This window comes from Phenylobacterium sp., assembly GCF_046463815.1.
GTDB lineage: Bacteria > Pseudomonadota > Alphaproteobacteria > Caulobacterales > Caulobacteraceae > Phenylobacterium.
In genome coordinates this window covers 111,792-132,438 of the sequence record NZ_JBKBRO010000003.1, presented here as the reverse complement: position 1 = coordinate 132,438, position 20,647 = coordinate 111,792, and the positions used below count along the sequence as shown (strand labels likewise).

Sequence of the window (20,647 nt, the reverse complement as noted above, 5' to 3'; positions counted from 1 at the left end):
CGCCCTACCCCTTCGGCCGGAACCGCTTGGTCGCGGGGAAGCCCTTCGGGGCGAGCTTGCCGGCGCCGGCCCGGCGGCCCTGCCAGGCCTGCCAGTCCTCCCACGCGCGGGTGCGGCCGGCGGCGTCGATCCAGGCGGCGCCCTCGGCGGCGTTGAACACCAGGGCGTCCCTGAGGCCGCCCTCGCGATACGACTGGAGCTTCACGCCCTTGCCACGCGGCATCTCGGGCAGCTCGGCGGTCGGGAAGATCAGGATCTTGCCGTTGTCGCCCACGACGGCGACCTGGTCGCCCGTCACGGGCAGGCAGACGGCGGCGCCCTCCCCCTTCTTGGCGGGATCGCCGGCGTTCAGCACCTGCTTGCCGGCCCGGCGGAAGGCGATGGCCTCCTCTTCCGGCAGGATGAAGCCGTAGCCCTGCTTGCTGGCCAGCAGGCGCTTGGTCCCCGGCCGGTGCGGGAAGACATCGACGATGCCCACCTTGTCGTCGAGGTCGATCATCAGGCGCAGCGGCTCGCCGTGGCCCCGCGCGCCCGGCAGCTTGTCGCAGCCGAGCGTGAAGAACCGGCCGTCCGAGGCGAAGATCAGGAGCTTGTCCGTGGTCTCGGCGGGGACCAGGAAGGCCAGCTTATCGCCCTCCTTGAACTTCAGTTCCGAGGGGTCCTCGACGCGGCCCTTGGCGGCGCGAATCCAGCCGCGCTCGGACAGGATGATGGTGATCGGCTCGCGCACGATCATGGCTTCCAGCGCCGCCTCGGTGTCGATCTGCGGCGCCTCGGCGAAGGTGGAGCGGCGGTCGTTGAGCTTGCCGAGCTCGGCCTTCACGTGGCGCAGGCCCTCGCCCACCAGCTTCCACTGGGCCTTGTCGGAGGCCAGCATCTGGAGGATGCCGTCGCGCTCCTCCGACAGCTCGGCGTGCTCGCGGCGGATCTCCATCTCCTCCAGCCGGGCGAGCTGGCGCAGGCGGGTGTTGAGGATGGCGTCGGCCTGGATCTCGGAGAGCTCGAAGGCGGCGATCAGCTTGGCCTTGGGCTCGTCCTCGTAGCGGACGATGCGGATCACCTCGTCCAGATTGAGGTAGGCGATCATCAGGCCGTTGAGGATGTGGAGGCGGGCCTCGATCTTGTCCAGGCGGTGGCGGGCCCGGCGGACCAGCACCTCGCGGCGGTGGTCGAGGAAGGCCTTCAGCGCCTGGCGCAGGTTCATCACGCCCGGCGTGCCGCGGGCGTCCAGGACGTTGAGGTTGACGGAAAAGCGGGTCTCGAGGTCGGAGAGCTTGAAGAGGCTCTCCATGAGGACCTCCGGTTCGACGTTCCGGCTCTTGGGCTCAAGGACGAGGCGCACGTCCTCGGCGCTCTCATCGCGCACGTCGCCCAGCAGCGGCGCCTTCTTGCCCTCGATCAGCTCGGCGAGCTGTTCGACCAGATCGGCCTTCTTCACCTGGTAGGGGATCTCGGTGACGACGATCTGGTAGGTCCCCTTGCCGAGGTCCTCCTTCGTCCAGCGGGCCCGCACCCGCACCCCGCCCCGGCCGGTGGCGTAGGTCTCGATCAGGTTGGCGCGCGGCTCGACGATGACGCCGCCGGTGGGGAAGTCGGGGCCCTGGACGTGGGCCATCAGGGCCTCGGTCGAGGCCTCGGGCTGATCCAGCAGCAGCAGGCAGGCGTCGATCAGCTCGCCGGCGTTGTGCGGCGGGATGGAGGTGGCCATGCCGACGGCGATGCCCGTCGAGCCGTTGGCCAGCAGGTTCGGGAAGCCGGCCGGCAGCACCACCGGCTCCTCGTCGGAGCCGTCGTAGGTGGGCTTGAAGTCGACGGCGTTCTCTTCGATCCCGTCCAGCAGGAGGGTCGCGGCCACCGTCAGCTTGGCCTCGGTGTAGCGCATGGCCGCGGCGTTATCGCCGTCGATGTTGCCGAAGTTGCCCTGGCCGTCGACCTGCGGATAGCGCTGGGCGAAGGACTGGGCCATGCGCACCAGGGTGTCGTAGATCGACTGGTCGCCGTGCGGGTGGTAGCCGCCCATCACCTCGCCGACCACCTTGGCGCACTTGCGGGCCGCCGCGTCGGGGTTCAGCCGCATCTCGCGCATGGCGTAGAGCACGCGCCGCTGCACGGGCTTCAGGCCGTCGCGCACGTCGGGCAGCGCCCGGTCGGTGATGACGGACAGCGCATAGGCGAGATAGCGGCGCGACAGGGCCTCGGAGAGCGGCTCCTCGATGATGCGGTCGGGCTCGCCGGGCGGGGCGGTATGGACGGTCATGGGGCCGTCTTAGCGCGCGGCGGGATTCGACGCGACCGCCCGGCGCGCCGCAGGCGATGGAACGAACCGCAGAGAACGCGGAAGGACGCAGAAGGGATTCTGCGTCTTCTGCGTTTTCCGCGGTTATCCGATGGCGCTTCGCCCGGGGGTCAGAACGGCAGGGGCGAAAGGTCCGGATCGAGCCAGGCGCGCCTCGCCTCGGGGCTGAACAGGCGGGGCCTGGACCAGTAGGCCAGCGGCCAGTCCGAGCGGCCGAACGGGCCGGCGAGGAGTTCGGCGAGCGCAGCCGAGAGGCTCGTGTTCGGACGGGCGACCAAGTGGGCGCGGGCGGCCCGGAGCGAGGCGAGCGTGATGGTCTCGTGGTAGCCGCTGGTGTCGGTGTTCGGAACGCCGGTGGCTTCGTTGTAGGCGCGGATCAGCCCCGGCATGTCGCGGAAGGCGTCCACGCCCGGCCGGGTCAGCAGCCAGAACGCCGCGGCCCAGTGGGCGGCGTGGGTCCACTCGGGCTTCGGCAGGGTGCGGTGGGTCACGCCCTCGCCGATGCGGGCGATGTCGAGGTCGGTGTAGGCCGTCACGGTCGAGCTCCTTAAGGGGCTCAGGCGGGGCCGCGCGCAGCAAAAACCCCGCCGGAGCGGGGTCTGCGGGACTGTGCGTGAGGGAAGGCTCAGGAACAGGCGCGCGCAGACACCGCCGCGGGGCGGGCCTGGGTTTGCTGGGCCTGATTGAGCGTCCTGGTCACGGGCGGGGCTTGTATCAGAGCCGCCCCGCCTCGGACAAGCGATCCAGCAGCCAGAGCCTCGCCGGCGGCAGGGGGCGGTTCAGGGGGCCGAAGATGAAGGCTTCCAGGAAGTGGCCGGTGAGCGCGAGCCCCGCGGCCACGTCGCCCGTGTTCAGCCCGTACTGGGCGGCCAGCAGGAACGGCGGCAAGGCCAGCAGCCGGTCCCTGTAGGGCTCGCCCGCCGCGCGGCTGACGGCGCGGCCGGTTCGGGGGCTGACATAGACGAGGTCGTCGGTGGTCCCGGTGGCGGCGCACTTGGAGAGGTCCAGGCCGAAGCCCAGGTCCTGCAGCAGGCCCGCCTCGAAGCGGACGAAGACCGCCGGCCAGACGTCGGGATGGGTGAGCGCGCCGGTCAGGGCCTCGAAGGCCAGGTAGGCGCCGGGATGCGGTTCGCGCTCGGGCAGCGCGCCGGCGGCCACGGCGGCGGCGGCCTGGAGCCCCGACAGCGCCAGGGGATCGTCGAACAGGGCCGCTGGCCCCTCCCCCACCGGCTCGATGGCCGCCGAGCCGAGCTGGTCGGAGACGCGGGCGCGGTAGCGGCAGATCACCCGCGCGCCCGGCTGGAGGAAGGGCCGCGCCTTGCGCGAGCCGCCGCCGGCCACGTGGGCGGCGTACTTGCCGTGGGCCGAGGTCAGGAGTTCGACGATCGCCCCGGACTCGCCGTGGAGGCGGGCCGAGAGCACGAAGGCGTCGTCCTCAAATTCCACGGGGAAAATCCATCAGCGGCTCGCGGCCGCCTCGATGATCGGCCGCCACTCCGGCTCGACCGGCAGTTTGAAGACCTCGCGCAGCACGCGCTCGATGCCGGCGGCGTCGAGCATCTCGTGGGCCGTCTCGCCGCCGCGCGGGCGGATGGTGAGGCGGTTGAACAAGAGGCCGTAGCGCGCCTCGGGGGTCGTCCGCGCCGCCAGCAGGTTGTGCCGGAAGTGGCTGGTCGGATGGGTCGAGGTGAACCAGTTGGCCATCTCGTAGTCGCGCTGGACGCAGGGGCTGAGGCCGATGTCGTAGGCCGGGACCCAGCCCGCCTCGCGCAACACCTCCAGGCGCAACTCCTCGCCCACGGGCGTCAGGCGATAGCGGTCGTGGTCGGTCTGCTGCTCCAGGCCGGGCTCCAGGCGCAGCGGCGCGGTCAGCACGCAGCCGCCGAAGCCCACGTCGACCATCCAGGGCGCGCCCCCGACCAGAACCTTCAGCACCATGTGGGTGCGAGGCTGAGGCGGCGCGTCGTCGGGCATGTTCCAGCGGACCCGGGCGGCCAGCCCCTCGACCGGAAAGCCCAGGGTGGTCAGCACGCGCCGGAAAAGGCCGTTGTGCTCGAAGCAGTACCCGCCTCGGCCGCCGTGGATCAGCTTGGCGTCCACCGCCTCGGGAGAGATGTCGATCCCCCGGTCCAGCAGGCAGTCGATGGCCTCGAACGGAATGGCCGCGGGATGCAGGGCGTGGAGCGCGCGCAGCACCTCCAGGGTGGGCTCGCGGGGCCCCTGGTAGCCGATGCGGGCGAAGTAGGCGTCGAGGTCGACCATGCCCTGAGACCTAGGCGCTCAGGCGTCGTAGTCCAGCCCCAGGGGGCCGTAGAACTCGCGCTTGTCGGCCCATTTCTCGTCGACGGCGACGTGCAGGAAGAGATGGACGGGCTGGCCGAGCAGTTCGGTGAGCTCCTCGCGGGCCTTCTGGCCGATCCACTTCAGGGTCTGGCCTCCCTTGCCCAGGATGATCGGCCGCTGGCTCTCTCGCTCGACGAAGATGGTCTGTTCGATGCGCAGGCCGTTCTTCTGCTCCTCGAACTTCGTGGTCTCGACGGCGGCGGCGTAGGGCAGCTCCTCGTGGACCCGCAGGTAGAGCTTCTCGCGGGTGATCTCGGCGGCGAGCAGCCGGGCCGGCAGGTCGGCGGTCTGGTCCTCGGGGTAGAACCAGGGGTTCTCGGGCATGAGCTGGGCGATGCGCGCCTTGAGGTCGCCCACGCCCGAGCCGTCCTTGGCCGAGATCATGAAGACCTCGGAATAGACCCCGGTCTCGAAGAGGCGCTGGGAGAGACCCAGGAGCTTCTCGCGCTTCAGGCCGTCGATCTTGTTGAGCGCCAGGATGGCCTGCTTGCCGGCCGCCTTCAGCCCCTCGACGATGGACTCCACGTCGATGGCGGCCTTGCGGTCGGCGGCCGATCCGCCCTTCTCGGCGACCGCGATCTCGGCGGCGGAATCGACCAGGTGGACGATGGCGTCGGCGTCCTCGATCCCGCCCCAGGCGGCGCGGACCATGGCGCGGTCGAGGCGGCGCCGCGGCTGGAAGATGCCGGGGGTGTCGACGAGCACGATCTGGGCGTCGCCCGCGATGGCCACGCCGCGCACCGGGAAGCGCGTGGTCTGGACCTTCTGGGTGACGATGGACACCTTGGCCCCCACCAGGCGGTTGGTCAGGGTGGACTTGCCCGCGTTGGGCGCGCCGATGATGGCGCAGAAGCCGGCGCGGCTCATTGTCCGGCCCTCGCGGCGGCGGGGCCCTCGCGCTTGAGCAGCATGGCCAGGGCCGCGGCCTTCTCGGCGGCCTGGCGCGACCCGCCCTCGCCGCGCTCGGCGCCCAGGCCCTTCACCTGCACCTCGACGACGAAGCAGGGCGCGTGCGCCGGCCCCTCGCGGGAAACGATCTCGTATGTCGGCAACGGCAGGCCCATGCCCTGCACCCACTCCTGAAGCTGCGTCTTGGGATCCTTCGCCCGGGGCTCGTCCAGCCGGGCGAACTCCTCCTCCCAGAACTTTTCGAAGAACGCCCGGGCCGTCTCCAGGCCGCCGTCGATGTAGAGCGCCGCGATCAGCGCCTCGCAGGCGTCGCCCAGCACGGCGTCGGACTTCCGCGCGCCGACCTTGGTGGCCGAGGCCGACATGCGCAGCGCCGCCTGCAGGCCCGCCCGATGCGCCGCCCGCGCGCAGGCGTGGTAGTTCACGAGGCTGGCGAGCAGCCGGCTCATCTCCCCTTCCCGCGCGTCCGGGTCGAGGGCCATCAGCCGCTCGGCCGCGCACAGGTTGAGCACCCGGTCGCCCAGGAACTCCAGCCGCTCGTTATGGCGCACGGAACGGGCGCCGTCGCCGACGCTGGCGTGGGTCAGGGCCCGCTCGAGGAGCTCGCGGTCTTGGAACCTGTATCCGATGCGGCGTTCGAGCTCGGCGACCGCCGCCGCCCTCGTGTTCATTGGAGGGCGAGGCTCACTGGAGGATGTTGAAGAACCGGCCAGGCCGGGCGTCGAGGACCCAGGTCCACGGCTTGAAGATCGAGGCCTCGGGCTTCCACGACAGCATGATGATCCGGGCCTTGCCGACCAGGTTCTCGGCCGGGACATAGCCCACCCCGCCGGCGCCGGGCGGCACGCGGCTGTCGGAAGAGTTGTCCCGGTTGTCGCCCATCATGAAGTAGTGGCCTTCCGGCACCACGTAGACGTCGGTGTTGTCGAGGTCCCCGTCGGTCCCGAAGTCCTGGGTGACGTACGACTTGCCGTCGATGGTCTCGCGGTAGCGGGCGACCTCGCGGACGAAGCCGTAGCCGGTGTCCATCTTCACCGGGCTCATCGGCTCGCGCTTCACCGGCTGGCCGTTGAGGTAGAGCAGGCCCCGGCGCATCTGGATGCGGTCGCCCGGCAGGCCGATCACCCGCTTGATGTAGTCGGTGCGGTTGTCGCTGGGCAGCTTGAAGACGACGATGTCGCCCCGATGGGGCTTCTGCTCGAACAGGCGGCCTTCCAGGATCGGCGGGCTGAACGGGACCGAGTGCTTGGAATAGCCATACGACCACTTGGAGACGATGATGTAGTCGCCCTCGTAGAGGTTCGGCTCCATCGAGGCCGAGGGGATGGTGAAGGGCTGGAAGAAGATCACGCGCAGGAACAGCGCGATCAGCAGCGCGTAGACCACCGTCTTGATGATCTCGACGAATTCGTTGGCCGCGCCGGACTTGTCGGGGCTGTGCGCGCTCTGCACGTTCTCGCTCATGGACGATCCCTGGGACCCCGGGCGAACCGGGACGAAGCGTTGGGTTAGACGCTGGATACCCCGGGGGCAAGCGCCGCGCCCGTGAACTCTGCGTCACGGAGGCATGCCCCTTCGTCGCAACTGGACTGGTGACGCCCCCTGGACCGGGCCTATGTAGCCTCCATGACCCGCCCCTCCCTGCCGCCGCTGCACGCCCTGCTGGCCCTCGCGGTGGTGGCCGTGTGGGGGACCAATTTCGTGGTCATCCGCTGGGCGCTGGACGACCTGCCGCCGCTGACCTTCGCGGCCCTGCGGTTCACCTTCGCCCTCCTGCCGGCGGTGTTCTTCCTGAAGCGGCCGAACGTGGCCTGGTGGAACCTGGCGCTATACGGCGTGCTGATCGGGGTCGGCCAGTTCGGCCTGCTCTACATCGCCATGACCCACTGGATCTCGCCGGGCCTGGCCTCCCTGGTGGTGCAGATCCAGGCGTTCTTCACGGTGGGCTTCGCCATGATGCTGGCCGGCGAGAAGATCCGCCGCTTCCAGATCGCCGCCCTGAGCCTGGCGGCGGCCGGCCTCGCCTGGCTGATGGCCCACACCAGCGCCGACGCCACGCCGCTGGGCTTGGCCCTGGTGGTCGGCGCGGCCCTGGGCTGGGCCGGCGGCAACACCGTCGCCCGCACGGCGGGCCCGGTGAACATGCTGGCCTATGTGGTGTGGTCGAGCCTGTTCGCCGCCCCGCCCCTCTTCGCCCTGGCCTTCGTGTTCGAGGGCTGGCCGGCCGTGAGCCAGGGGATCGCGAACGCCGACCTCGGCACCTGGGCCTGCGTGCTCTGGCAGTCGGTGGGCAACACGATCTTCGGCTATGCGAGCTGGGCCTGGCTGCTGGCCCGCCATCCGACCGCCACCATCGCGCCGCTCTCCCTGCTGGTGCCGGTGTTCGGCATGGGCGCCTCGGCCCTGCTGCTGGGCGAGCCCCTGGCGCCCTGGAAGCTGACGGCGGCGGTGCTGGTGCTGGGCGGGCTGGCGCTCAACACCCTCTATCCGGCCTGGGAACGGCGGCGGGCGGCGGCGGCCGCGGCCTCTGCCTCTCCCCCCGCCTAGAGCCTTGAGCGCGATCTGATCGCAAAACCGGCGCCCACTCTTGCGGATCGCGCTCCAGCGGCGAATCAGGCCGGCAGGGCCTCGATGATCACGAAGGCCTGGGCGTAGGGGTGGTCGTCGGTCAGCGACAGGTGGATCACGGCCTTCATGCCGGGCGGGGTGATCTCCTCCAGCCGCTTCAGCGCGCCGCCGGTGAGCGCCATGGTGGGCTGGCCCGAGCGCATGTTGACCACGCCCATGTCGCGCCAGAAGACCCCGCGCCGCATGCCGGTGCCGAGCGCCTTGGCGCAGGCCTCCTTGGCGGCGAAACGCTTGGCGTAGGAGGCCGCGGCGTCGGTCTTGCGGTCCGAGCGCGTGCGTTCGAGGTCGGTGAAGACGCGGTGGCGGAATCGATCGCCGAAGCGGTCCAGGCTCGCCTGGATGCGGCGGATGTCGGACAGGTCCGAGCCGATGCCGACGATCATGCGGCCCGGGTCCGCCGCGCCTCGTCCATCAGGGCCCGCATCCGCTGGATGGCGGGGCCGAGGCCGATGAAGATGGCCTCCCCGATCAGGAAGTGGCCGATGTTGAGCTCCATCACCTCGGGGATGGCGGCGACGGGCTTCACCGTCTCGTAGTCGATGCCGTGGCCGGCGTGGACCTCCAGGTCCAGGCGCGCGGCCTCCGACGCGGCGGCCTTCAGGCCCTCCAGCAGGCGGGCGGCGTCCTCGGCGCGGCCCTGGCGGACGGCCTCGCAGTAGGCGCCGGTGTGCAGCTCGACCACCTGGGCGCCCACGGACTTCGCCGCCGCCACCTGGGCCGGGTCGGCGTCGATGAAGCAGGAGACGCGGATCCCCGCCTCGGCCATCCGCTTCACCACGGGGGCGATGACATTGTGGCCGCGCACGACGTCGAGGCCGCCCTCGGTGGTCACCTCCTCGCGCCGCTCGGGCACCAGGCAGGCGGCGTGCGGGCGGTGGGCCAGCGCGATGGTCTCCATCTCGGGCGTCACGGCGCATTCGAAGTTCAGGGGGCGGCCCCGCTTGCGGCAGGTGGCGGCCAACGCCTCGATGTCGGCGTCCGAGATGTGGCGGCGGTCCTCGCGCAGATGGGCGGTGATGCCGTCGGCCCCGGCGGCCAGCGCGACTTCCGCCGCGCGGACGGGATCGGGATAGCCCTCGCCCCGGGCGTTCCGGACGGTCGCCACATGGTCGATGTTCACGCCGAGGCGCAGCTTGGTCATCAGCCCTTCAGCCTCCGGCTGCCGGGGTCCTCGATGGGGATGGCCGCCAGTTCCGGCGGAAGCTGGTCGGCGGGATAGGCCGGCACGTCCAGGCGGGCCAGCGCCACCAGCGGGGCGCCGGGATCGGCCCGGCCGCCCGAACGGTCCACGATGCAGGCGGCCACGACGACGTTGCCGCCCGCCTTGCGGATGGCCTCGACGCACTCGCGCGACGACAGGCCGGTGGTGACGATGTCCTCGACCATGGCGATGCGGGCGCCCTCGGGGATCGAGAAGGCCCGGCGCAGCTTGAACTCGCCCCCTTCCCGCTCGACGTAGACCGACGGGCAGCCCAGGTGGCGGGCTGTCTCGTAGCCCGGGATGATGCCGCCCACGGCCGGGGAGACGCAGAGGTCCACCTGACCCACCGCCTCGGTGATCTTCGCCGCCAGGGCCTTGCACAGGCGCTCGGTGCGGTCGGGATGCTGGAAGACCAGGTTCTTCTGCAGGAAGACGGGCGAGTGCAGGCCCGACGACAGGACGAAGTGGCCTTCGCGCAGGGCGCCGGCGCCGCGGAACTCGTTGAGGACGTCTTCGGTGTTCATGAGGCCCGGAGATAGTCGCGTTTCGCCACGGGCGGAAGATGCCAGGCGTTGCGGGCTGGCCCCCGGCCCCGCTACGACGGAGCGATGGTGAAGGTGCTGATCGGCCTGGCCCTGGCGCTGGGCGCGTGGATCGCGGCGGGGCTCGTGATCGTGGCGACGGCGGCGAACGCCAAACCGCGCGGCGAGTTCGTCGACATCGGCGGGCGGAAGCTGCGGCTCGTGTGCGATGGCCCGGCGGGCGGCGGGCCCACCGTCTGGCTGGAGCACGGCGCGTTCGGCGCGGCCACCGACTTCGCGGCCATCCAGCGGAAGCTTTCGGCCAAGGGCTTGCGGAGCTGCGCCTACGATCGGGCGGGGATGGGCTATTCCGATCCGGGACCGAAGCCGCGTGACGGCGACGCGGCCCTGGCCGACCTGGAGGCGCTGATGACGGCCGTGGGCGACGACGGCCCCGTGGTCCTCGTGGGCCATTCGATGGCGGGGCTGCACGTCCGGCGCTTCGCCACCGCCCATCCCGAGCGGACGGTGGGCATCGTGCTGGTGGACGCCACCACCCCGGAGGCCATCGACGACCCGGGCACGCGCAAGTTCGTCGGCGTCTTCAAGGCCGTGGCGCGCACGGCGGCGGTGGCGGGGACCCTGGGCCTGACCAAGCCCTTCTACTACGCCGCCGAACGGATCGGCCTGCCGCCCGAGGCGGTGACCGAGAAGCGGCGCATCTGGGTCTCGGGCCGCCACGCCCGGGGGTCGGCCGCCGAGGGGCTGCAATGGGAGCGCGCCGCGCGCCAGGCGATCGCCGCGGGGCCGCTACCGCCGGAGCTGCCGGTTTCGGTGATCGTGGCCGGGGACCGAAGCGAGGACTCGCCGCGCGCCCTGCCCGCCCGGCGCTCGGGCCACGGCTATTTCGAGGCGGTCCCGGGGGCGACGCACACCAGCATCCTGGGCCTCACCCACGGGGACGCCGTGGTGCGCGGGGTCGAGCACGTGCTGGCGGCCGGCGCCTAGCTCTTCGTCCGCTCCACCGTCTCGACGCTGGGATTGGCCCGGAGCGCGGCGGCGATGTGGGTCAGGTGCTTGGCGTCGTTGACGTCGATGTCGAAGTCCACGTCGAAGAAGTCCTGCTGCCGGTGATGCATGCGCAGGTTCATGATGTTGCCGCCGGCCTCGCCGATGATGCCGCAGACTTGGCCCAGCACGCCCGGCGCGTTGCGGATGGTGGCGGTGACCCGGGCCCGGGCGATGGCGTTGCGCTCGGCCTCGGGCGTCCATTGAAGGTCGCGCCAAAGCTCCTCGCGCTCCTCGAATTCGGCCAGCCGCTCGCAGTCGATGGTGTGGACCGTGAGGCCCCGGCCATCGCTCTCCAGGATGCCCACGATGCGGTCGCCGGGGACCGGCGAGCAGCATTCGCCGAAATGGATCGAGACGCCGGGCGTCAGGCCTCCACCGCGCACGTAGAGCTTGGCGCTCGCGCCATCCTCGATGTGGCGGCGGGCGGCGGCGGCCTCGCGCTCGGCGGCCTTGAGGCCCGGGAAGACCGCCTCCAGCACCTGGGCCGGCGGCGCGCGGCCCCGCCCCACGGCCTCGAACAGGTCCTCCTCGGACGTTACGGCGAAGCGGTCGAGGGCGGGCCGGAGCGACACGTCCTTTCGCGTCTTGCCGGCCGCCTCGAACATCTGGTCGACCGTGGCCCGGCCCAGGCGCACGAACTCCTCGCGCTCGGTCTGGCGGATGTGGCGGCGGATGGCCGAGCGGGCCCGGCCCGTGACCGTGAGCGAGCGCCAGTCCGGCGGCACCACGGGCTTGCCTCCGCGGATCACCTCGACCACGTCGCCGTTCTGAAGAACCGTCCGCAAAGGCTTGAGTTCGCCGTTGATTTTGACGCCGATGGTGGTGTCGCCGATGTCGGTGTGGACGGCGTAGGCGAAGTCCAGCGGCATGGCTCCGCGCGGCAGGCTGACCAGCCGGCCCTTGGGCGTGAAGACGAACACCTGGTCGAGGTACATCTCGAGCTTGGCGTGCTCGACCAGTTCCTCGGCGTCGCCGCCATGCTCCAGCACCTGGACAAGGTGGCGCAGGTTGACCAGCGGGTCGCGGCCGCCGGCGGCGGCCTGGTGCTCGGCGTCGAAGCCGTAGCTCTCGTTCTTGTAGCGCCAGTGGGCGGCCACGCCCTCCTCGGCCACGCGGTCCATGGCCTCGGTGCGGATCTGCATCTCGATACGCATGCCCTTGGGCCCCACCACCGTGGTGTGCAGCGAGCGATAGTTGTTCCGCTTGGGCGTCGAGATGAAGTCCTTGAACCGCTCGGGCACGCTGGGCCACGACCGGTGGATGACGCCCAGGGCGCGGTAGCAGTCGTCCTCGGTGTCGACGATCACCCGGAAAGCGTAGATGTCGGAAAGCTGGGAGAACCCGATCGATTTGCGCTGGAGCTTCCGCCAGATCGAGAACGGGTGCTTCTCGCGGCCGAACACGCGGCTGGGGACGCCAGCGGCGTGGAGCCGGCTTGTGATCTCCTGGCTGACCAGGGCGACCGCCCCGCCCTGCTGCTGGCGCAGCACTTCCAGCCGGCGGATGATCGCATCGCGCGCCACCGGGTTCAGGTGGGCGAAGGCGAGTTCCTCCAGCTCGGCGCAGATGCGGTGCACGCCGATGGAGCGCGCCAGCGGGGCGTAGATGTCGAGCGTCTCGCGCGCGATCCGCTCCCGCTTGGCCGGGCTCTTGATGAAGTGGAGCGTGCGCATGTTGTGGAGCCGGTCGGCCAGCTTCACGAGCAGGACGCGCACGTCCCTGGAGATCGCCAGGATGAACTTCCGGAGGTTCTCGGCCTGGCGCAAGTGCTCGGAGGAGAGCTCCAGCTTGGAGAGCTTGGTGACGCCCGCGACCAGTTCGGCCACTTCGGCGCCGAACAGGCGCTCGATATCGGCGGGGGTGGCGTCGGTGTCCTCGATGACGTCGTGCAGCAGCGCCGTGACGATGGTCGCGGTGTCGAGCCGGTAGTCGGTGAGGATGCCCGCCACCTCGATGGGATGGGCGAAATAGGGGTCGCCCGAGGCCCGCTTCTGCGAGCCGTGCTGGCGCATGGCGTAGACGTAGGCCCGGTTCAGCAGCGCCTCGTCGGCGCTGGGATCGTACGAGCGGACCTTCTCGATCAGCTCGAACTGGCGCAGCAGCTTGGGCCGCTTGGCCGAGACGGGCGTCTCGCCCACGGGCGTGGGCGCGGGCTTGAAGTCGGCGGGCTCGACGGGACGAGCTTCCGGTGGGGCGGCGGGGTCGGACGCCGCCTCTTGAAGGAGTGGTTCTGCGCCTTCGGGGCTCAGTACCGCTCCTCCTGACCGCCGTCACGGTCGCTCTGCAGGGCGCGAACCAGCTCCAGCTCGCTCATCTGCATGTGGGTGGGATCGGCCAGCAGGGCGAGGGTTTCGGCCTCTTCCTCGGCTTCCGACCGCTCGTCGACGCGCTGCAGCGTGCCGATGAGGGTTTCCTTCAGTTCCTCGGCGTCGACCACGTCGTCGGCGATCTCGCGAAGGGCCACGACCGGATTCTTGTCGTTGTCGCGGTCGACCATGATCTGCGAGCCCGCCGAAATGGCGCGCGCGCGGTGGGCCGACAGCAGGACGAGCGCAAAGCGGTTCGGGACCTTTTCGATGCAGTCTTCGACGGTGACGCGGGCCATGGAGTCCTCAAAGCGGGGATAGAACCGGTGAAAATAGAGGTTCAGGCCCCATTGTGCAACGCCGCATGGCAAGGGTCGTGGGGTCAGTTTGAAAAACAGCCGACTACATCGCGTCGAGCATGTTCCAGCCGATGTGGAAGAAGAAGCCGATGGCGATCACCAAAACACAGCCAACCGCAATCAAAATCAGCCAGCCGCCGCACCCTATGTCGTCCATGACAAAGCTCCTGGTTGCAGCGACAGCGTATCAGGCCGCGCGTTTCATGTAAGTCGGGGGCCGGTACGGCGTCGCGGCCAGGCTTATTCGCGGACCATCACCCGCTCGGCCTGCTCGCGAAGGTCGCCGGTGAAGACGTCGCCGAAGTCCTCCAGCTCGTAGACCTGGCGGATCTCCAGAGTGGCGTTGGCCTCCTCGAGGATGCAGGGCCACTTCTTCGCCCACTCCAGCACTTGGTCCCAGCCGTCGGCCTCGACCAGGGTGTAGCCGGCCACCAGCTCCTTGGTCTCGGCGAAGGGGCCGTCGATGACCACCGGCTTGCCGTGCTTGAAGGTCACCCGCTTGCCGCGGATCGAGGGATGCAGGCCGTCGCCGCCGAGGATCTTCAGATGGCGGCCCATCTGCTCGTGGTAGTCCATCATCGCCTGGGCGAGTTCGCGGCTGGGCATGACGCCGGCCTCGGTGGCCTCGTCGGCCTTGCGGATGAGCATGAAGCGCATCTGAGGTCTCCTGTCTGCGGGCCGCCGGGAGGGCGGCCTTCCGCCCAAGGACGCGGGGCGCCCCCGCATCCCGACAAAAAATGACTACTGGGGCCGGGCGTCCAGGCCGACGCGGGCCCGGCGGGCGAGCTCGGCGGCGGTCAGGCCCGAGACGGGATGGCGCCACTCCGGCGCGACCTGGGCCAGGGGCCCCATCACGAACAGCCGCTCGTGGGCCCTGGGGTGCGGCAGGACCAGGCCGGGTTCGTCGCGGACCTCGCGGCCGTGGGCGATGAGGTCGAGGTCCACCGTGCGGGGCGCGTTCTTCACCGAGCGACGGCGGCCGAACTCCGCCTCCAGGGCGAGCAACGTGGACAACACCTCTTCGGGTGGCGCGCTCGCCTCGACAAGCGCGACGCCGTTGCGGTACTCAGGCCCCATTGGGTCGGGCCAGGCGGCCGAGCGCCACCAGGACGACCGAACGAGGATTTTCAGACCCGCGTCGGGGAACCGCGCCAGAACCGCCTCCAGCAGCGCCTCGGACGAGCCGTAGCCGGCCGCCACGTTGCTGCCCAGGGCGATGACGACGGCCCGATCGATATCCAGGATTTCGCTGATGACCTTCTACCCCACGGACCGGCTGGCGCTGTTCATCGACGGGGCCAACCTCTACTCGGCCGCCAAGGGCCTCGGCTTCGACATCGACTACCGCAAGCTGCTCGAGGAGTTCCGCAAGCGCAGCGTGCTGGTCAGGGCCTACTATTACACCGCCCTGGTTGAGAACGAGGAATACTCGCCCATCCGGCCGCTCGTCGACTGGCTGGACTACAACGGCTACCGGCTCGTGACGAAATCGGCCCGGGAGTACGTCGACAGCCAGGGCCGCAAGCGCTGGCGCGGCGACATGGACGTGGAGATCGCCGTCGACATGCTGGAGATGGCGGCCCACGCCGACCACCTGGTGCTGTTCTCGGGCGACGGCGACTTCCGCGCGCTGGTCGAGGCGGTGCAGCGCAAGGGCTGCCGGGTGACGGTGGTCTCGACGCTGAAGTCCCAGCCGCCCATGGTCTCGGACGAGCTGCGGCGGCAGGCGGACAGCTTCGTGGATCTCGCCGACCTCGCCGACATCATCGGCCGGCCCTCGCGCCTGCCGCGCTTCATCCAGGAAAGCCACGCCCAGCGCGTGGACCGCGACGCCGACCAGGCCGATGCGGACGCCTGAGGCCGTCGTGGAGATCACGCCCGAACCGCCCCACGACTGCCCGCTCTGCCCCAGGCTCGTGGCCTACCGAGAGGCCAACCGCGCGGCCCATCCCGACTGGTTCAACGGCCCTGCCCCCTCGTTCGGGGACGAGAACGCCCGCCTGCTGGTGGCGGGCCTGGCCCCCGGCCGGACCGGAGCGAACCGGACCGGCCGGCCCTTCACCGGCGATTTCGCGGGCGTGCTGCTCTACGAGACCCTCCTTAAGACCGGGTTCGCGACGGGCCGCTACGAGGCCCGGGCCGACGACGGGCTGACGCTGACGGACTGCATGATCACCAACGCGGTGCGCTGCGCCCCGCCCGGCAACAAGCCCGAGACGGTCGAGGAGGCCAACTGCCGGCCGTTCCTGGCGGCCAGGCTCGCGGCGCTTCCCCGGCTGAAGGTGATCGTGACCCTGGGCGACGTGTCGCGGCGCAACGTGCTCCGGGCCCTGGGGCTGAAGGCTTCGGCCGGGATCGCCGGCCACGGGACCGAGTTCCAGGCCGGACCCTACACGGTGCTGAACAGCTACCACTGCTCCCGGCTCAACACGAACACCGGCCGGCTGACGGCGGCGATGTTCGAGGCGGTGTTCCAGCGGGCCCGGGCGCTGATCGGCGTGTAGAAATGTTTTGATGTTCCTATTTTGTTCTGTTACGAATTAGGTATGATTAGGCGAAACATCTATCCATCCCAGCCCACGACCGATGAACCTTCGGAATGGGCCAAGGCGCAGCCGCTAGATGGCTCCTTCCAGGTGGCGGGGACGGCCGGCTGGATGGCCCGGCGCGCCATGCAGAAGAACCCGGAGATCGAACAGAACCTTCGATCCACGCTGAAAAGCATGTTTCCCTCGTCCTTCACGGATGGGGAGATCACGACCTTGCAGGATCGGGCGTTGGACGCAGCCGAATGGAAGGATCTGCTCGTCCTCCAGGGAATCGAAGCCGGCTCCACTGTGACGCTGACACCCGCCCAAAAGGCGCGTGTCGATCGGCTGGTGAACAAGCTGGGCGACGATGCCCTTGGGCGCCGGGCCCGGGGCGCTTATGGTGACGCCCTCAGCCGAGGGCAGATTCGTGTCGAGTGAGCCGGGCGTGCGTCGCAGTTGGTTCCTGACGCCGCTCCTGGCCAGCCTGGCGGTGGCGCTCATTGAATTGTGGGGAGCTTCACCCTGCGACCATGGCCCCGCGGCGTGCCGTGACGCGTGGGAGTTCCTAGACTGGACTTCCCTGCTCTTCCCGCACGCGTTCGCCTTTCCGCTCATGCTCACGCCGCTGGGCGCGGGCGGGACTGCCGCCGTGCTCGTCGCCCTGGACGTCGCCCTCGTGGCGGGGCTTTGGCTAACCCAGCCGCCACGGATCAGCTTTCGACGGCTGGCGGCATTGCTCGCGGGCTGGCTGCTGCTGTCGGCGGCGGGCGCTTGGGCGGCCCCGGAACTGATGGCGCTGGCCTGGGGGCTTCAACACCGCTAGCGGAGCGCACGCCGCGACGGTACGGCGACGCCGGCTGTGGCGGATGGCGGGCGGCGCATGTAGCGTCGCGGCCCAGCTTGAACCGGAGTCACCGCGTGTCCCTTATTCGCACCCTGGCCGTTTCGGCCGCCGTCCTCGCCATCGCCGCACCCGCTGCGGCCAAGCCGCCGCCGGGCCTGCACGACCAGGCGCTGGAGATCCTGACGAAGGGCATCAGCTACCGGACGGTGGCCGGCGCCGGCCAGACGGTCGCCTATGCTGAGTACATCAAGGGCGTGCTGACGGCGGCCGGCTACAAGGACGGCGAGATCACCATCGAGCCGATGAACGGCACGGCGTTCCTGATCGCCCGCTATCCCGGCAAGGACCCCAAGAAGAAGCCGATCGTCATCTCGGGCCACATGGACGTGGTCGAGGCCAAGGCGGCGGACTGGACCCGCGATCCCTTTACGCCCGTCGTCGAGAACGGCTGGATCTACGGCCGCGGCGCCGTGGACAACAAGTTCGACGTCTCGATGGTGGTCGCCACCCTGGCCGACCTGCGCAAGCAGGGCTGGACGCCGGGCCGCGACGTGGTCCTGGCGCTGTCGGGCGACGAGGAGACCATGATGGCCACCACGGCCGTCCTCGCCGAACGGCTGAAGGACGCCGAGCTGGTGCTGAACTCGGACGGCGGCGGCGGCGGCTTCAAGGACGGCAAGCCGCTGCCCTACGGCGTCCAGGGCGCGGAGAAGACCTACGCCGACTTCCACGTGACCTTCACCGACCCGGGCGGCCACTCCAGCCGGCCGACCGACACCAACCCGATCTACCGGCTCAGCCGGGCGCTGAACCGGCTGTCGGACTACCAGTTCCCGGTGATGTCGAACGACATCACCCGCGCGGCCCTGGGCGCCGAGGGCAAGGAGGTCGGCGGCCCGGTCGGCGCGGCGCTGCGGGCCTTCGCGGCGAACCCGAAGGACGAAGCGGCCATCGCCACCCTGTCGAAGGTCCCGGACTACAATCCGATCCTGCGCACCACCTGCGTGGCAACCATGCTGGAGGGCGGGCACGCGGCCAACGCCCTGCCGCAGAAGGCCCAGGCGACGGTGAACTGCCGCATCTTCCCGGGCGTGTCCTCGGAAAGCGTGCGCCAGACCCTGGTCGAGGTGATGGCCGAACCCACCGCGACCGTCACCCGCATGGACGACGGCTCGATCGACAGTCCCGCCTCGCCGCTGCGCGCCGACGTGATGGCGGCGGTGAAGAAGGCGGTGCACGCCCGCTACCCGGGCCTGGCCATCGTGCCGTGGCAGGAATCGGGGGCCTCGGACTCCATGCACTTCCGGGCCAAGGGCGTGCCGAGCTACGGCGTCTCGGGCCTGTTCATGGAACAGGGCCAGGCCTACGCCCACGGCCTGAACGAGAAGGCCCCGGTGGCGGCCATCGACGGCTCGCTGGACCACTGGAACTCGCTGATCCGCGACCTGGCGAGGTAGGACTCAGCGCCCCCAGTAGCGGTACCGCCACGCGGCCTCGAAACCGGCCTTCCGGTAGAGGCCGCGGGCGGGATTGGCCTCCTCGACCTGCAGGAAGACGCGCCGAATATCGCGCGCCAGGGCCGCCGTGGCGAAGGCGGCCAGGATGGCGCCGGCGCATCCCCGTCCCCGATGCGAGGGGGCCGTGCGCAAGCCGTGAATTCCCGCCCAGCCGTGGCCGAAGCTGACCGCGCCCACGGCCACGGTGCGGCCGTCCTCGCGCACCACGCCGTAGAGGGCGTCGGGCGAGCGGGTGAGCGCCGCCACCCGATGGGCGCCGTCGGCGGGATCGAAGCCCTCGCCCACGAACACCTCGCCCCAGGCGGCGTCGGGCGCCTGCATGAGCTCGGCGGCCGGATCGCGGTAGCCGGCGACGGTGAGCGCGTCGGCCAGCTTCACCCAGGTCGGCTGGCGGCCCACGAAACCCCGGGCCTCCAGGGCGGCGCGGACGGGGGTCAGGCCCTCCTCGTCGGCGATGCGGAAGGCGGGCGGCAGGCCGCGGGCCTCATAGGCGGAGACGATGGCGTCCAAGGCGTCGGGCGTGGCGTCGTGGCTCAGGGGGACGGCGGATTTCGCCCGCCCCACGGTCCCGGCGTCCAGGGGGACCAGCCAGCCGCCGATCTCCAGCACCCGCGGCGGGGCGACGGCCTCGACCGTGGCCCGTTCGATGGACTCGACGTCGGCCGGGTCGATCACCCCTTTTCCCGCATCAGCCGGGCCTTGTCCCGCTGCCAGTCGCGCTGGGCCGCCGTCTCACGCTTGTCGTGGATCTTCTTGCCCTTGGCCAGCGCGATCTCGAGCTTGGCCAGGCCCTTGTCGCTCCAGTAGAGCTTGGTCGGGATCAGCGTCAGGCCCTCGCGCTGGACCGCCCCGATCAGCCGGTCGATCTCGCGGCGCTTGAGGAGCAGCTTCCGGTGGCGCCGGGGCTCGTGGTTGAAGTGCGGGCCGGCCTGGGCGTAGGGCGGGATGTCGGCGTTGACCAGCATGATCTCGTCGCCCTCCACCGCCGCGTAGCTCTCGGCGATGTTGGCCTTGCCGTTGCGCAGCGACTTCACCTCCGAGCCGGTCAGGGCGATGCCGCACTCGAAGATCTGTTCGATGAAGTAGTCGAACCGCGCCCGCCGGTTCTCGGCGATCAGCTTCCCGGCCATGTCAGATCAGGCCCGCGTCCCGCATGGCGGCCAGGACCTCGGTGCGGGCGGGTTCCGAACAGGGGGTGATCGGTAGGCGGGTCTCGTCCGAGCAGAGGCCCAGGTGGGCCAGGGCGAACTTGGTGGGGGCCGGCGAGGCGTCGGCGAACAGCGCCTTGTGCAGTCGCACCAGCCGGTCCTGCCACTGCAGCGCAGCGGGCCAGTCGCCGGCCATCACGGCCTCATAGAAGGCGGAGCACTGTTCCGGCGCCACGTTGGCGGTCACCGAGATGCAGCCGTGGCCGCCATGGGCCATGTAGCCCAGCGCCACCGGGTCGTCGCCCGACAGCATCACCCAGTCCTCGCCGCAGTGCAGGCGCTGGAAGCTGGCGCGCACGAGGTCGGAGGTGGCGTCCTTGACCCCGACGATGTTCGGCAGCTTCGACAGCCGGACCAGGATCTCGTTCGAGATGTCCACGCTGGTGCGGCCGGGGACGTTGTAGACGAGGATCGGCAGCTGCACGGCGTCGTTGATCGCCTTGTAGTGGGCGTAGAGGCCCTCCTGGCTCGGACGATTGTAGTAGGGCGTCACCACCAGGGCCGCCTCGGCGCCCACCGCCTTGGCGTGGCGCACCAGCTCGATGGCCTCGGCCGTGGAGTTGGAGCCCGCACCGGCCACCACGGGCACGCGGCCCCGGGCGGTCTTCACGCAGAGTTCGACGACGCGGCGGTGCTCCTCGTGGCTGAGGGTGGCCGTCTCGCCCGTGGTGCCGACGGGCACGAGGCCATGGACGCCGCCGTCGATCTGGCGCTCGACCAGGGCCACGAAGGCGTCTTCGTCGACCTGGCCGTTGCGGAACGGCGTCACGAGGGCGGGCAGGACCCCCCGGAAAAGAGGTTCGGACATGGTGTGCAAAAAGCCGTGAAGATGCCGCTTGTTGGGGCGACGTTCAGATTTGGGCGGACAATATGTTGGCGCGGGCTTGGCCCGCAATGCGGATTCCGTCCGGAT

At 70.4% G+C, this 20,647-nt stretch carries 23 protein-coding genes and 1 pseudogene; 7 read left to right on the top strand and 17 right to left on the bottom strand.

The window, feature by feature from the left end; all coding sequences use genetic code 11:
• Positions 1-4: 4 nt before the first annotated feature.
• The 7 genes from parC to lepB all read right to left on the bottom strand — a co-directional run bounded on the left by parC (position 5) and on the right by lepB (position 7,012).
• Positions 5-2,257: a DNA topoisomerase IV subunit A gene (gene parC, locus ACK4TT_RS02890; RefSeq protein WP_410212364.1), complete on the bottom strand. Its 2,253-nt coding sequence runs from the start codon at positions 2,255-2,257 to the stop codon at positions 5-7.
• 149 nt (positions 2,258-2,406) lie between these two features.
• Positions 2,407-2,832 carry a hypothetical protein gene (locus tag ACK4TT_RS02885; protein ID WP_410212363.1) on the bottom strand — a complete coding sequence of 142 codons (426 nt, stop codon included), beginning with the start codon at positions 2,830-2,832 and terminating at the stop codon, positions 2,407-2,409.
• 178 nt (positions 2,833-3,010) lie between these two features.
• On the bottom strand, positions 3,011-3,742 hold the full coding sequence (gene recO / locus ACK4TT_RS02880; RefSeq protein WP_409638592.1) for a DNA repair protein RecO: 732 nt from the start codon (positions 3,740-3,742) through the stop codon (positions 3,011-3,013).
• A gap of 12 nt (positions 3,743-3,754) precedes the next feature.
• Positions 3,755-4,558, bottom strand: a complete 804-nt coding sequence (locus ACK4TT_RS02875; protein ID WP_409638595.1) for an arylamine N-acetyltransferase family protein — start codon at positions 4,556-4,558, stop codon at positions 3,755-3,757.
• Positions 4,559-4,576: 18 nt separating this feature from the next.
• Positions 4,577-5,506, bottom strand: coding sequence for a GTPase Era (gene era, locus ACK4TT_RS02870; RefSeq protein ID WP_409638598.1), 930 nt, complete (start codon positions 5,504-5,506; stop codon positions 4,577-4,579).
• Complete coding sequence (gene rnc / locus ACK4TT_RS02865; RefSeq protein WP_409638601.1) at positions 5,503-6,219, bottom strand: ribonuclease III; 717 nt, start codon at positions 6,217-6,219, stop codon at positions 5,503-5,505. The genes era and rnc overlap by 4 nt, the downstream gene beginning before the upstream one ends.
• Positions 6,220-6,232: 13 nt before the next feature.
• Positions 6,233-7,012 (bottom strand): signal peptidase I, encoded by a 780-nt coding sequence (lepB, locus tag ACK4TT_RS02860; RefSeq protein ID WP_410212362.1) that lies wholly within the window; start codon positions 7,010-7,012, stop codon positions 6,233-6,235.
• Between the two features lie 162 nt (positions 7,013-7,174).
• Here lepB and ACK4TT_RS02855 point away from each other — a divergent pair, with 162 nt between their 5' ends.
• Positions 7,175-8,095: an EamA family transporter gene (locus ACK4TT_RS02855; protein WP_410212361.1), complete on the top strand. Its 921-nt coding sequence runs from the start codon at positions 7,175-7,177 to the stop codon at positions 8,093-8,095.
• Between the two features lie 65 nt (positions 8,096-8,160).
• On the opposite strand, the gene acpS is transcribed toward ACK4TT_RS02855, so the two are convergent.
• Genes acpS through pyrE form a run of 3 tightly spaced genes read right to left on the bottom strand, consistent with a single transcriptional unit; the run spans position 8,161 to position 9,901 of the window.
• Complete coding sequence (gene acpS, locus ACK4TT_RS02850) at positions 8,161-8,559, bottom strand: holo-ACP synthase (protein WP_409638609.1); 399 nt, start codon at positions 8,557-8,559, stop codon at positions 8,161-8,163.
• The gene (locus ACK4TT_RS02845) at positions 8,556-9,317 is read right to left on the bottom strand and encodes a pyridoxine 5'-phosphate synthase (protein WP_409638612.1); all 762 of its coding nucleotides are present in this window, start codon (positions 9,315-9,317) and stop codon (positions 8,556-8,558) included. The genes acpS and ACK4TT_RS02845 overlap by 4 nt, the downstream gene beginning before the upstream one ends.
• Positions 9,317-9,901: an orotate phosphoribosyltransferase gene (pyrE, locus tag ACK4TT_RS02840; protein WP_409638614.1), complete on the bottom strand. Its 585-nt coding sequence runs from the start codon at positions 9,899-9,901 to the stop codon at positions 9,317-9,319. Before pyrE ends, ACK4TT_RS02845 begins: the two co-directional genes overlap by 1 nt.
• A gap of 87 nt (positions 9,902-9,988) precedes the next feature.
• Between pyrE and ACK4TT_RS02835 the strand changes: the two genes are divergently transcribed.
• Positions 9,989-10,906: an alpha/beta fold hydrolase gene (locus ACK4TT_RS02835; protein ID WP_410212360.1), complete on the top strand. Its 918-nt coding sequence runs from the start codon at positions 9,989-9,991 to the stop codon at positions 10,904-10,906.
• Here the strand turns inward: ACK4TT_RS02835 and ACK4TT_RS02830 are convergent.
• From ACK4TT_RS02830 to folK, 4 genes are all read right to left on the bottom strand, one after another.
• The gene (locus ACK4TT_RS02830; protein ID WP_409638620.1) at positions 10,903-13,107 is read right to left on the bottom strand and encodes a RelA/SpoT family protein; all 2,205 of its coding nucleotides are present in this window, start codon (positions 13,105-13,107) and stop codon (positions 10,903-10,905) included. The genes ACK4TT_RS02835 and ACK4TT_RS02830 overlap by 4 nt on opposite strands.
• A 107-nt stretch (positions 13,108-13,214) precedes the next feature.
• Positions 13,215-13,574, bottom strand: a complete 360-nt coding sequence (gene rpoZ, locus ACK4TT_RS02825) for a DNA-directed RNA polymerase subunit omega (RefSeq protein ID WP_409638623.1) — start codon at positions 13,572-13,574, stop codon at positions 13,215-13,217.
• A gap of 300 nt (positions 13,575-13,874) precedes the next feature.
• On the bottom strand, positions 13,875-14,291 hold the full coding sequence (locus ACK4TT_RS02820) for a YciI family protein (RefSeq protein ID WP_410212359.1): 417 nt from the start codon (positions 14,289-14,291) through the stop codon (positions 13,875-13,877).
• 84 nt (positions 14,292-14,375) lie between these two features.
• On the bottom strand, positions 14,376-14,888 hold the full coding sequence (folK, locus tag ACK4TT_RS02815) for a 2-amino-4-hydroxy-6-hydroxymethyldihydropteridine diphosphokinase (RefSeq protein WP_410212382.1): 513 nt from the start codon (positions 14,886-14,888) through the stop codon (positions 14,376-14,378).
• Here folK and ACK4TT_RS02810 point away from each other — a divergent pair.
• The 5 genes from ACK4TT_RS02810 to ACK4TT_RS02790 all read left to right on the top strand — a co-directional run bounded on the left by ACK4TT_RS02810 (position 14,887) and on the right by ACK4TT_RS02790 (position 18,466).
• Positions 14,887-15,492, top strand: coding sequence for an NYN domain-containing protein (locus ACK4TT_RS02810; protein ID WP_409638628.1), 606 nt, complete (start codon positions 14,887-14,889; stop codon positions 15,490-15,492). The genes folK and ACK4TT_RS02810 overlap by 2 nt on opposite strands.
• Positions 15,479-16,138 carry a uracil-DNA glycosylase gene (locus ACK4TT_RS02805; protein WP_409638630.1) on the top strand — a complete coding sequence of 220 codons (660 nt, stop codon included), beginning with the start codon at positions 15,479-15,481 and terminating at the stop codon, positions 16,136-16,138. The genes ACK4TT_RS02810 and ACK4TT_RS02805 overlap by 14 nt, the downstream gene beginning before the upstream one ends.
• Before the next feature lie 153 nt (positions 16,139-16,291).
• A complete protein-coding gene (locus ACK4TT_RS02800) occupies positions 16,292-16,603 on the top strand; it encodes a hypothetical protein (protein WP_409638633.1) in 312 nt (103 codons plus the stop codon).
• A gap of 7 nt (positions 16,604-16,610) precedes the next feature.
• Positions 16,611-16,988, top strand: a complete 378-nt coding sequence (locus ACK4TT_RS02795) for a hypothetical protein (RefSeq protein ID WP_410212358.1) — start codon at positions 16,611-16,613, stop codon at positions 16,986-16,988.
• Positions 16,989-17,083: 95 nt separating this feature from the next.
• Positions 17,084-18,466 (top strand): M20/M25/M40 family metallo-hydrolase, encoded by a 1,383-nt coding sequence (locus tag ACK4TT_RS02790; protein WP_409638639.1) that lies wholly within the window; start codon positions 17,084-17,086, stop codon positions 18,464-18,466.
• A 3-nt stretch (positions 18,467-18,469) separates the two neighbouring features.
• Here ACK4TT_RS02790 and ACK4TT_RS02785 read toward each other — a convergent pair whose 3' ends face one another.
• The 3 genes and pseudogenes from ACK4TT_RS02785 to dapA all read right to left on the bottom strand — a co-directional run bounded on the left by ACK4TT_RS02785 (position 18,470) and on the right by dapA (position 20,542).
• Complete coding sequence (locus ACK4TT_RS02785) at positions 18,470-19,201, bottom strand: GNAT family N-acetyltransferase (RefSeq protein WP_410212357.1); 732 nt, start codon at positions 19,199-19,201, stop codon at positions 18,470-18,472.
• Positions 19,197-19,656, bottom strand: a pseudogene (gene smpB, locus ACK4TT_RS02780) (SsrA-binding protein SmpB); the annotation flags it as partial. The gene ACK4TT_RS02785 and the pseudogene smpB, both read right to left, overlap by 5 nt.
• A gap of 1 nt (position 19,657) precedes the next feature.
• Entirely contained in the window at positions 19,658-20,542 is an 885-nt protein-coding gene (gene dapA, locus ACK4TT_RS02775) for a 4-hydroxy-tetrahydrodipicolinate synthase (protein ID WP_410212356.1), read from the bottom strand.
• Between the last annotated feature and the right edge of the window lie 105 nt (positions 20,543-20,647).